General features: G+C 46.8%; 11 protein-coding genes. 5 read left to right on the top strand and 6 right to left on the bottom strand.

Features of this window, described 5'->3' with window-relative positions; genetic code table 11:
- Positions 1 to 47 precede the first annotated feature (47 nt).
- From gyrB to dnaA, 4 genes are read right to left on the bottom strand one after another with little or no spacing between them, the layout of a single operon-like run.
- Positions 48 to 2,456: a DNA topoisomerase (ATP-hydrolyzing) subunit B gene (gene gyrB, locus MKR94_RS08835; RefSeq protein WP_241646584.1), complete on the bottom strand. Its 2,409-nt coding sequence runs from the start codon at positions 2,454 to 2,456 to the stop codon at positions 48 to 50.
- A 13-nt stretch (positions 2,457 to 2,469) separates the two neighbouring features.
- Positions 2,470 to 3,558: a DNA replication/repair protein RecF gene (gene recF, locus MKR94_RS08830; RefSeq protein WP_241646583.1), complete on the bottom strand. Its 1,089-nt coding sequence runs from the start codon at positions 3,556 to 3,558 to the stop codon at positions 2,470 to 2,472.
- A 43-nt stretch (positions 3,559 to 3,601) separates the two neighbouring features.
- Complete coding sequence (gene dnaN / locus MKR94_RS08825) at positions 3,602 to 4,702, bottom strand: DNA polymerase III subunit beta (RefSeq protein ID WP_241596455.1); 1,101 nt, start codon at positions 4,700 to 4,702, stop codon at positions 3,602 to 3,604.
- Between the two features lie 4 nt (positions 4,703 to 4,706).
- Positions 4,707 to 6,110, bottom strand: a complete 1,404-nt coding sequence (gene dnaA, locus MKR94_RS08820) for a chromosomal replication initiator protein DnaA (RefSeq protein ID WP_062812256.1) — start codon at positions 6,108 to 6,110, stop codon at positions 4,707 to 4,709.
- A gap of 543 nt (positions 6,111 to 6,653) precedes the next feature.
- Between dnaA and rpmH the strand changes: the two genes are divergently transcribed.
- From rpmH to mnmE, 5 genes are all read left to right on the top strand, one after another.
- Entirely contained in the window at positions 6,654 to 6,794 is a 141-nt protein-coding gene (gene rpmH, locus MKR94_RS08815; protein ID WP_000831330.1) for a 50S ribosomal protein L34, read from the top strand.
- A gap of 14 nt (positions 6,795 to 6,808) precedes the next feature.
- Positions 6,809 to 7,168, top strand: a complete 360-nt coding sequence (gene rnpA, locus MKR94_RS08810) for a ribonuclease P protein component (protein ID WP_092677275.1) — start codon at positions 6,809 to 6,811, stop codon at positions 7,166 to 7,168.
- Positions 7,132 to 7,389 (top strand): membrane protein insertion efficiency factor YidD, encoded by a 258-nt coding sequence (gene yidD / locus MKR94_RS08805; RefSeq protein WP_241646582.1) that lies wholly within the window; start codon positions 7,132 to 7,134, stop codon positions 7,387 to 7,389. Before rnpA ends, yidD begins: the two co-directional genes overlap by 37 nt.
- Positions 7,390 to 7,391: 2 nt before the next feature.
- Positions 7,392 to 9,026: a membrane protein insertase YidC gene (gene yidC, locus MKR94_RS08800; RefSeq protein WP_241646581.1), complete on the top strand. Its 1,635-nt coding sequence runs from the start codon at positions 7,392 to 7,394 to the stop codon at positions 9,024 to 9,026.
- Positions 9,027 to 9,100: 74 nt separating this feature from the next.
- Positions 9,101 to 10,465 (top strand): tRNA uridine-5-carboxymethylaminomethyl(34) synthesis GTPase MnmE, encoded by a 1,365-nt coding sequence (gene mnmE, locus MKR94_RS08795; RefSeq protein ID WP_214218203.1) that lies wholly within the window; start codon positions 9,101 to 9,103, stop codon positions 10,463 to 10,465.
- Between the two features lie 35 nt (positions 10,466 to 10,500).
- On the opposite strand, the gene MKR94_RS08790 is transcribed toward mnmE, so the two are convergent.
- Both MKR94_RS08790 and MKR94_RS08785 read right to left on the bottom strand, forming a co-directional pair.
- Positions 10,501 to 11,433, bottom strand: a complete 933-nt coding sequence (locus MKR94_RS08790) for an SPFH domain-containing protein (protein WP_241646580.1) — start codon at positions 11,431 to 11,433, stop codon at positions 10,501 to 10,503.
- Positions 11,430 to 11,885, bottom strand: a complete 456-nt coding sequence (locus tag MKR94_RS08785) for an NfeD family protein (protein ID WP_241646579.1) — start codon at positions 11,883 to 11,885, stop codon at positions 11,430 to 11,432. Before MKR94_RS08785 ends, MKR94_RS08790 begins: the two co-directional genes overlap by 4 nt.
- Positions 11,886 to 11,960: the final 75 nt, after the last annotated feature.

Here is an 11,960-nt window from a genome sequence, read left to right as displayed (position 1 = left end):
GTTAATCCGTTCCGACTACCGTTAAAGCATGCTCACGCACGTTAACCTTAAATATCGATATTGGCCGCTTTTAAGGCGTTATCTTCAATAAAGGCACGGCGAGGTTCCACGGCATCACCCATTAATGTAGTGAACAATTGGTCCGCCGCGATAGCATCTTTGATGGTCACGCGCAACATACGACGGCTTTCAGGATCCATGGTAGTTTCCCATAGCTGCTCTGGGTTCATCTCACCCAACCCTTTATAGCGCTGAATGGAAAGCCCACGACGGGATTCTTTGATCAACCAGTCAACCGCTTGAGTAAAGGTCGCGACGGGTTGACGACGTTCACCGCGCTCCACGTAAGCATCTTCTTCAAGTAAGCCATTAAGCGCTTGGCCGAGTTGTGAAAGTTTACGGTACTCGGGTCCCTCAATGAAGTCACGGTCCAGAGTGTAATCGGTGTCAACACCATGCGTGCGAACACGAATGATTGGCTCGTGGATATTCAGTTCACGATTCTCACGAAGAAGCGCTGAATAGGTGCTACCGCTCACTTCGTTGTCGGTTAAGTAAGTGACTAAACCATCTACCCAATTCTGAGTGTGCGTGCTATCGGAAAGCTCAACCAGCGCAGGGTTATAGACCAAGCTATTTAATAGTGCGCTCGGATAATGCCGCTCCATTCGCTTGATCATTTTGCCTGTACTAATAAATGACGCCACAAGTTGTTCCAGAGCTTCACCCTGTAGGGCAGGTGCGCCGGTGGTTGTGTATAAGGCAGCGCCATCCAAGGCGATAGCAATGTTGTATTGGTCCATTGCATCACCGTCTTTGATATATTGCTCTTGCTTACCTTTTTTCACTTTAAATAAAGGCGGTTGGGCAATATAGACGTGACCGCGTTCAATCAGCTCAGGCATTTGACGATAGAAGAAGGTCAGCAGCAGCGTACGAATATGTGATCCATCGACGTCCGCATCGGTCATGATGATGATGCTATGGTAACGTAACTTATCTGGATTATATTCGTCGCGACCAATACCACAGCCTAATGCAGTAATAAGCGTTGCGACTTCTTGCGAAGAGAGCATTTTATCGAAACGCGCTTTCTCAACGTTGAGGATTTTACCTTTCAACGGAAGAATCGCTTGGTTTTTACGGTTACGCCCTTGCTTCGCCGATCCTCCAGCAGAGTCACCCTCCACTAGGTAGATTTCAGAATGTGCAGGATCTCTTTCTTGGCAATCAGCCAGTTTGCCAGGAAGTCCGGCGAGATCTAATGCACCTTTCCGACGGGTCATTTCGCGTGCACGACGAGCGGCTTCACGCGCCCGGGCTGCATCGATAATTTTACCCACGACGATCTTTGCATCACCTGGATTTTCGAGCAAATATTCCGCCAGCAACTCGTTCATTTGCTGTTCAACGGCAGACTTCACTTCTGAAGAGACTAATTTGTCTTTCGTTTGTGAAGAGAACTTCGGATCCGGAACCTTTACTGATACGACCGCAATCAATCCTTCACGCGCATCGTCACCTGTCGCACTGACTTTCGCCTTTTTACTGTACCCTTCTTTGTCCATGTACGCGTTAAGTGTACGCGTCATCGCTGCACGGAATCCGGCTAAGTGAGTCCCGCCATCGCGTTGTGGGATGTTGTTAGTAAAGCAGTAAATATTCTCTTGGAATCCATCGTTCCATTGCAGAGAAACTTCAACACCGATACCGTCTTTTTCGGTTGAAAAATAGAAAACATTAGGATGGATTGGTGTCTTATTTTTATTCAAGTACTCAACGAATGCTTTAATACCGCCTTCATAGTGGTAATGATCAGATTTATCATCACGCTTATCTTCAAGACGAATTGAAACACCAGAGTTTAGAAATGAAAGCTCACGTAAGCGCTTAGCCAAAATGTCGTATTCGAAAGTCGTGACATTGGTAAAAGTTTCGTAGCTTGGCCAAAATCTTACCTGCGTACCCGTCGAATCCGTTTCACCGATAACAGTCAACGGCCCTTGTGGTACACCATGCACGTAGGTTTGTTGGTGAACTTTATTATCGCGGCGGATCGTTAGCTCTAATTTCGCGGATAAGGCATTGACAACTGAAACGCCTACGCCATGTAACCCCCCTGAGACTTTATAGGAGTTATCATCAAATTTTCCGCCCGCATGCAGGACTGTCATGATGACTTCGGCAGCGGAGACACCCTCCTCTGGGTGGATCCCCGTTGGAATTCCCCGTCCATCATCTTGTACAGAGACAGAGTTGTCAGCATGAATGGTGACTGTAATTTCACTACAGTGACCCGCTAGGGCTTCGTCGATGGCGTTATCCACAACCTCGAATACCATGTGATGCAACCCAGTACCATCATCGGTATCACCAATATACATGCCTGGGCGTTTACGTACCGCATCAAGTCCTTTTAGGACTTTAATACTTGAGGAGTCATAAGAATTCGACATCAACGTTTCTCACTCATTTTTCTGAAGATTGAACGGTTATTTTACCCTTTTCTACGCTGAACATCTTGCCCTTTTCGTCATTCATGTCGATTACATGATCAAAATTAATTGCGCTAACGAAAACTTGTGCTTGTGTGGCTTTTAAACGCTCGGCTAAGAGATGCCGACGTGAGTCATCAAGCTCAGAGGCAAAATCATCGATTAGGTAAATACAACGGCGACCACTTTGTTGGGTAAGGAATTCGCCTTGGGCCAACCGCAGTGCACACATAAGTAATTTTAACTGACCTCGAGACAACAAATCTTCGACAGGTGTTGCATGCGCACGGATCCGAAAATCCGCTTTATGCGGCCCTGATGAGGTATAGGTCAACCCTCGGTCACGTTCGAACTGGCGTTCGAGTAGTTCTGCATAATCGCTCTCTTTATCCCATCCACGCAGGTAGGAAAATTGCAGAGCAAATTCGGGTAAAAACTGCTGACAGGTTTTCTGAATTTCAAGGGCAATTTGCTGGCTATATTCGGCACGCCAAGCGCTAATCTGCTCGGCTAAGGGAACCATCAGTTGATCCCAAGGGCTTAATTGTTGGTAACGACTCACTTGTCTTAACGCGGCATTACGCTGTTTGATCAATCGCCGATAATCATTCCAGGCGGTAAAAAATCCTGGATAGCGATGAAAGCAGCCCCAATCAATGTAAGCCCGTCGAAATTTAGGTCCGCCAGTCAGTAAGGTGAAGCCTTCTGGAGTGATAAGCTGCATCGGAAGTAATTGTGCAAGATCGGCAACGCGATGACCGTCCGTCCCATCAATTCTTACCTTGGTCGTGCCTGCGCGATCTTTACTTAATCCCAAGGTTTGCTGGTGCTGATCGCCCGCTAGTCGACAGTGTAAGACGAATTCGGGCATATCATGACGAATGACTCTTGCAGTCTGCACGCTACGAAACGCACGACCGTGACCGAGGGTATAGATAGCCTCCAAAACACTGGTTTTACCGCTACCGTTTTCACCTATCAAATAATTAAACCCCGCGGCCGGGGCGAGCTCCGCTTGGTCGATATTGCGGAAGTCTTTTATCATTAATCGATTAATAGACATAAGGGTAACCGGTGATTAGCAAGTCTATCCTGCTCAGCACCCTCTAGAGCCGCATTGGCATAACAACGTAGGCTGCATGGGGACTCGCAACATCTTCGATCTGGACACTGGACACAGAATCGGTCAACAGCAGACGGACGTTTTCGCATTTGAGCGCGTTTAACACATCTAACACGTAACTGACGTTGAAACCAATTTCCAGATCACTGCCCTGGTAGTCGACATCTAAAATCTCTTCGGCTTCTTCCTGCTCAGGATTGTTCGCGGTAATACGCAGTTGGTTCTGCGTAATAAACAGCCGTACTCCACGGAATTTCTCGTTGGAAAGGATAGCCGCGCGCGCAAAGGCTTGTTTAAGCACATCGCAGCCTGATTGTAATGTCTTATCAGGATTTTTCGGAAGCACCCGACGATAATCAGGGAAACGACCATCAACTAACTTTGAGGTGAAAATATAGTCGCCAACATGCGCACGAATATTATTACTGCCAATCTGGACCTGTAATGGCGTTTCGCTGCCATCGAGTAACCGCACCAGTTCGGTCACGCCTTTACGAGGAACGATGACTGAATGGTGGGGTAAGGATTGTCCCACTGACATGGCACAGACGGCGAGTCGGTGACCGTCGGTTGATACGGTACGGAGTTCTTCACCTTCCGTTTCAAACAGCATACCGTTTAAGTAGTAGCGCACATCCTGATGAGCCATCGAGAACTGTGTCGCATCAATCAAGCGTTTTAGCGTGGCATGCGGTAAGGTGAACTCCACATCACTTTGCCAATCATCGAGATTGGGAAAGTCTCCCGCTGGTAAAGTAGAAAGCGAGAAGCGGCTTCGTCCAGAACGCACTAAAATACGGTCACCGTCTAGGGTGACATGTATCTCGGCCCCTTCCGGCAGCCCACGACAAATATCGAGAAACTTACGGGCAGGCACAGTCGTTGCACCGACGTCATGCGCTTGGGTTAATGCAACGCGAGCAATCATCTCCATTTCGAGATCGGTGCCGGTCAGAGATAAGCAGTTCTCTGTCACTTGCAGTAAAATATTCCCTAAGATAGGCAGAGTAGGTCTTCCACCTAGAGGGCTGCTGACTTGCTGTAATGGTTTGAGCAGATGCTCACGTTCTACAATAAATTTCATAGCATCAAGAGGATAATGTTCTGATTAAATTAGAAAAGTCTTCTTTGATATCATGACTTTCTTCACGTAACTGTTCGATCTTACGACAAGCATGTAATACCGTCGTATGATCGCGCCCACCAAAAGCATCCCCAATTTCAGGTAAGCTGTGGTTAGTTAATTCTTTTGCCATCGCCATCGCCATTTGACGAGGTCTTGCGACTGAGCGCGATCGACGCTTAGACAGCAAATCGGCAACTTTAATTTTATAGTATTCAGCCACTGTTTTCTGAATATTATCGATCGTGACTAACTTTTCTTGTAGCGCTAATAAATCGCGTAATGCTTCTCGGACAAAGTCGATGGTAATCGCCCGACCGGTAAAGTTTGCATTAGCAATCACACGGTTTAATGCCCCTTCCAACTCACGCACATTTGAACGTAGTCGTTTTGCAATAAAGAAAGCGACTTCACCCGGAAGGCGAATATTATTCTCATCCGCTTTTTTCATTAAGATAGCCACGCGGGTTTCAAGTTCTGGCGGTTCAATCGCAACCGTTAATCCCCAACCAAACCGCGATTTTAATCGATCTTCAACACCATTAATCTCTTTAGGATAACGATCTGAAGTTAAAATAATTTGCTGATTACCCTCTAACAATGCATTAAAGGTATGAAAAAACTCTTCTTGAGAACGCTCTTTATTGGCAAAAAATTGAATGTCATCGATTAATAATGCATCAACCGAACGATAGTAACGTTTGAACTCTTCAATCGCATTATTCTGAAGCGCTTTCACCATATCTTGTACAAACCGCTCGGAATGCATGTAGACCACTTTAGCGTTCGGCTTATGGGCCATAATACCGTTGCCTACCGCATGTAATAAGTGCGTTTTACCTAAACCTGTTCCTCCGTAAAGAAACAAAGGGTTATAAGCGCCGCCGGGATTATCCGCGACTTGACGCGCTGCAGCGCGAGCGAGTTGGTTAGATTTACCTTCAACGAAGTTGTCAAAGTTATGACGATTATTCACGTTCGAGCGGTACGCCACGTCGACAGGAGCGGGCACACTGTCCCAGCTGGGGCGGCGGTTATCATTAGTCACTACTGGCTGAGCCGCCACTGTTGCCGCCGGTATTTTCTCGACCGCTGGCACGGTAGTCACCGTTTGAGCACTGGCCGGTTTAGCACCGACTTCAAAACGTAACTGTGGGACATTGGCCCCACAAAATTCATTGAGCAGAGCATTAATATTATTGATGTACTTATCGCGAACCCAATCTAAAACAAAACGGTTGGGTGCATACAGAGCCAAAATGTTGTCGCTCAACTCAGCTTGAAGAGGTCTGATCCACATACTGAATTCAGTGGCAGGAAGCTCATCCTGCAGACGGGTAAGGCACTGTTGCCAAAGCGTAAGTGACACGGCAGACTCCACTCATACAAAAAGTAAGACAAGAAATGGCGCTAAGATATTGATAAATATGTTTTATATATATAAGCGTAGATACGTCAGCAGCGATGTTTTCCCCGAATAACGCCGTGTACACGACAAGGGATCGCTTGCGGAACCGTGGATCATAACGCAAAGTGAGCCAGAGATCTTGCTTTTCTACACCGATTTTACCCATTTTATCCACAGGCTTTTCCAATAGTTGTGTTGTCTATGGCAAAAATAAGCTTAAGCTATCGATCAGCTATCTACCGAGGATCCAGAACGATCCTTGCGCTTTAGCGTGAAGCAAGTATAATCTTGCCGATTCTATTTTAGGGGTGTTACGTTTTTCCTGACGTAAAAAGCTTCTCTTATAGAGAATAGGCGTATGATAATCAGCGAAGTAAATTGACTCCGGGCTGTACAATTATTACAATCCCGCCTCTTTGATAAAATATACCGAGGCGTTGGTCGTTTTACTGGCCTTATAACGCATCACCAAGTGAACATTTTCAAGTTTAGGTAGAAATCGCCATGAAACGCACTTTTCAACCATCTGTACTGAAGCGTAACCGTTCTCACGGCTTCCGTGCTCGTATGGCTACTAAAAATGGTCGTCAGGTTCTAGCACGTCGTCGTGCTAAAGGCCGTGCTCGTCTGACCGTTTCTAAGTAATAAAGCTAGCCCTAGTGGTTAAGCTCGCATTTCCTAGGGAGTTACGTTTGTTAACTCCCGCTCATTTCACTTTCGTCTTCCAGCAACCACAACGGGCTGGCATGCCGCAAATCACCATTCTCGGCCGCCAAAATTCGCTGGGGCATCCCCGCATCGGTCTCACTGTCGCCAAAAAACATGTCAAACGTGCACATGAACGTAACCGAATTAAACGCTTAACTCGGGAAAGTTTTCGTCTGCGTCAACATGAATTACCCGCGATGGATTTTGTGATCGTAGCAAAAAAAGGGATCGCGGAGCTGGATAATCAGTCATTTACGGAAGTGTTGGAGAAATTATGGCGTCGTCATTGTCGCCTAGCACGCGGCTCCTGATTGCTTTAATACGTGTTTATCAACGGTTAATTAGTCCGTTCCTTGGGCCACATTGCCGTTTTACTCCCAGTTGTTCTCATTACGGCATTGAAGCATTACGGCGTTTTGGTGTAGCAAAAGGGAGTTGGTTAACGATTAAACGCGTATTAAAATGCCATCCTTTACATCCGGGTGGTGAAGACCCTGTGCCGCCGAAAAACACTGAAACCAGAGAAAACTAACGATGGATTCGCAACGCAATCTTTTTTTCATCGCTTTTCTGTTCGTCTCCTTTATGGTCTGGCAAACATGGCATACGGATCATAATCCGCAGCCTCAAGCACAGCAGACTACACAGAATACGAACGCGCCTGCGGGTGATGCCGCAAATCAGGCTAACACTAGTGGACAAGGTAAAACGATTACCGTTACCACCGATGTATTATCTCTACAGATCAATACTCGTGGTGGGGACATTGAACAAGCCAAACTGCTGGCGTACCCTGATAAGTTAGGCTCCACAACTCCGTTCCAATTACTTGAAACTGCTCCTGACTTTGTTTATCAAGCCCAAAGTGGATTGATTGGACAAAACGCACCGGATAGTAATGCGACACGTCCTCTGTTCAACGCGACGCAAGATAGCTATACGTTAGCGGACGGTCAGTCTGAACTGCGTGTACCGATGACTTGGACGGCAGCCGATGGCGTTGTCTATACCAAGACATTTGTATTCAAGCGTGGCGGATATGCGGTGAATGTTGATTATAACGTGAATAACGTGACTCAACAGCCTCTGTCGTTAGCAATGTTTGGGCAATTAAAGCAAACCATCACCCTGCCTAAAGCACGTGATACCGGTAGCAGTAACTTCGCTTTACATACTTTCCGTGGTGCAGCATATTCCACAAATGATGAGAAGTATGAAAAATATAAGTTCGATACAATTGCTGAAGATAAGAACCTGAACACCACCACCAGCAATGGTTGGGTGGCAATGTTACAGCAATACTTCGCAACTGCATGGATCCCTCATACTGCCGGGAATAATACTTTCTACACCACGAAGTTAAGCGATAACTTAGCCGCTGTGGGGTACAAATCAACTCCTGTTACCGTCGCGGCGGGTCAGCAACAAGACTTAAAAGCAACGCTGTGGGTCGGTCCTGAAATTCAAGACCAAATGGCTGCTGCCGCACCACACTTAGACTTGACCGTTGATTACGGCTGGTTATGGTTTATCTCTCAACCGCTATTTAAGCTGCTGAAATTCCTACATAGCTTTATTGGTAACTGGGGCTTCTCCATTATCGTTATTACGTTCATCGTTCGCGGTATCATGTATCCACTGACGAAAGCACAATACACGTCAATGGCTAAGATGCGTATGCTGCAGCCTAAAATCCAAGCGATGCGTGAACGTCACGGTGAAGATAAGCAACGTGTTAGCCAAGAAATGATGGCGCTGTATAAAGCAGAGAAAGTTAACCCGCTGGGCGGATGTCTTCCTCTGTTAATTCAGATGCCAATCTTCTTAGCACTTTACTATATGCTGATGGGATCGATTGAATTACGTCATGCTCCTTTTGCATTATGGATTCACGACTTAAGTGCACAGGACCCGTACTATATTCTGCCAATCTTAATGGGTGTGACGATGTTCTTCATTCAGAAGATGTCTCCAACAACCGTTACGGATCCAATGCAGCAGAAGATTATGACATTTATGCCTGTCATCTTTACCGTCTTCTTCTTATGGTTCCCATCAGGTCTGGTGCTGTACTACATTGTCAGTAACCTCGTGACGATCCTGCAACAACAGCTGATTTATCGTGGATTAGAAAAGCGTGGATTACATAGCCGTAAGAAAAAAGGCTAATCCCGTAATACGCTAAATCGCGTTATACTTAGGCGGTCATTATGACCGCCTTTTTTTATGCTAGAGAGAATAACATGAGCCATAACGATACGATCGTCGCCCAAGCAACCCCTCCCGGCCGTGGCGGTGTTGGGATATTGAGAATATCAGGCCCAGCAGCCGCCGACGTTGCTCAGGCTTTATTAGGGAAATTACCTAAACCTCGCACTGCTGAGTACCTTGCATTCAACGATGCCGACGGGGCCGTGCTCGATCAAGGCATTGCTCTATGGTTTCCAAATCCACACTCCTTTACGGGCGAGGATGTACTGGAGCTTCAAGGCCATGGCGGACCGGTTATTCTCGATCTATTACTTAAACGTATCTTGGCAACCAATACCGTACGTATTGCTAAACCGGGGGAGTTCTCAGAACGCGCATTCCTTAACGATAAGCTCGACTTAGCGCAAGCCGAGGCTATTGCTGACTTGATCGATGCCAGTTCAGAGCAAGCCGCCCGCTCCGCCGTGAATTCTTTACAAGGCGCGTTTTCCGCGCGCGTTAACCACCTCGTGGAAGCACTCACTCATCTTCGTATTTATGTTGAAGCAGCGATTGATTTTCCTGATGAAGAGATCGATTTTCTCTCTGACGGTAAAATAGAGGCACAGCTCAACACCGTGATGAGTGACTTAAATGCAGTCCGCCAAGAGGCTCGCCAAGGCAGTTTATTACGCGAAGGTATGAAGGTCGTTATTGCCGGTCGTCCGAATGCGGGTAAATCAAGTTTACTCAATGCCCTTGCCGGTAGAGAGGCCGCTATCGTTACTGATATCGCGGGAACCACCCGTGACGTCTTACGTGAGCATATCCATATTGATGGTATGCCATTACACATTATTGATACCGCGGGGTTACGCGAGGCGAGTGATGAAGTAGAGCGTATTGGCATCGAGCGAGCCTGGCAGGAGATAGACCAAGCTGACTGCGTCTTATTTATGGTGGATAGCACGACCACTGAAGCCACCGATGCGGCTGCGATCTGGCCTGATTTTATCGCTCGCCTGCCTACGTCTATCCCCGTGATTGTCGTCAGAAATAAAGCGGATATTACTGGAGAGACCGCTGGACTTTCTGAAGAGAACGGTAACCTTCTTATTCGCCTTTCCGCTCGCGAAGGGTCAGGGATTGATGCCTTACGCGATCATCTGAAACAAAGCATGGGTTTTGCTGGGAATACTGAAGGGGGCTTTATTGCAAGACGCCGACACCTTGAGGCTTTGGAGTTAGCAGGTACTCACCTACAACAAGGAAAAGCACAACTAGTGGATGCGCGTGCAGGGGAGCTCTTAGCAGAAGAACTGCGAGTGGCGCAAAGTGCGTTAAGCGAGATTACCGGTGAATTTACATCCGATGATCTACTTGGCAGAATTTTTTCCAGTTTCTGTATCGGTAAATAGTCATAAATGGGCACAGTGACGCTGTGCCCACCCTATCAATGCGTCTTCGTTTCTTGACTAACACCCATTAATACGCCCGCATTCAGTAATCCACCGACTGATTGCGCAAGATCTGCTGGGATAGCAACGACTTTACTATTATCGCTTGCGGCCAAGGTCGATAATGATGTGACATAGTTATTGGCTAATTGGAAGGTCATCGCTTTTTCGCCACCTGTTTCCGCTAGGGCTTGTGCAAGCTGTGAAGTTGCTTTGCGTTGTCCTTCCGCTAAGGTTTCCAGCGCCTCGGCTTCTCTTCTTGACGACTCTAATTTCGCTTCTGCTTCTAAGATCATCGCTTGCTTCTTACCTTCAGCTTCACGGATAGCGGCATTTTTATTACCTTCAGCGCGAGTTTCAGTTGCTTTACGTTCACGTTCTGCCGCCGCTTGCTGCTCCATCGACTTACGCATTGACTCAGAAGGGGTAATATCTTGAATATCGACAGCCTTAAGGATTAGCCCCCAGTCGCTCATCTGCTCTTCCATATTCGCTCGCAACGTAACCGCTAATTGGTCACGATTAGATAAGGTGTCATCAAGATTCATCCCCCCTACCGCATTACGTATAGTCGTCATCACTAAGTTCTGCACGGCTGCACTGTAGCTATCGACACCATAAGCCGCCTTTGCCGGATCGGCAATACGGATAAAACAAATAGCGTTTACTCCTACGGTGGCATTGTCGCGAGTAATCCCTTCAATACCCTTTACTTCGAACATCTGGTCTTTTGCTGACATACGGTAGGCTACCGCATCAATAAAGGGGATAAGGATATTCAGGCCAGGATTCAACGTCGTATGATATTTCCCTAGACGCTCGACAATCCATTGGTCAGCTTGAGGCACTATTCGTACACATTTTAAAAAGGTCACGATGACCAGTACAACAAGTAGAATAGCGACAATAATTCCCGGGGTGATGATCATTTGATTCCCTCTTTTAATGATGAACTGGCTTGTACTTTGACGATATCGTTTTCAGTTATTGCAATGGCAGTCACACGGGTTTGCCTTGCTAGCGAGTGATCACTACAGCACATCCACTCCTGCTTTCCCTGAATTGGACGGCTAAGGAGTAAGGTACCGAATTTTCCCGGTTCGAGGGCCTCGGCAAGGATACCTTCACTACCCACTATTGCGCTTTCAATATATACGATAGGTTTGCTTCTGATCCATTTCACCCAGATAAAGGCACAAACCAGTGAAGAGAGTGCCCAAATTAAGAGTTGCATGACCACGGAAAGATGAGGACAAAGGTAAGAGACAATTGCTGGAACCAACGCAGCAATTGCCATCCACAGTCCAAAGAAGGTCACGGTACAAAATTCGATTATCGCAAAAATTGCGGCAACACCGAGCCATATCCAATAGAAGCCCATCGACAATTCCTTATAAATGATGATTCTTCGAATCATACCTTTTATTCAGACAGACAGGCCAACATCCATACAAAC

It is taken from the genome of Rosenbergiella metrosideri (genome assembly GCF_022602565.1).
GTDB classification, from domain to species: Bacteria; Pseudomonadota; Gammaproteobacteria; order Enterobacterales; family Enterobacteriaceae; genus Rosenbergiella; species Rosenbergiella metrosideri.
Note: the sequence above shows the minus strand (reverse complement) of the source record. Positions and strands in the feature narration are given on the sequence as shown.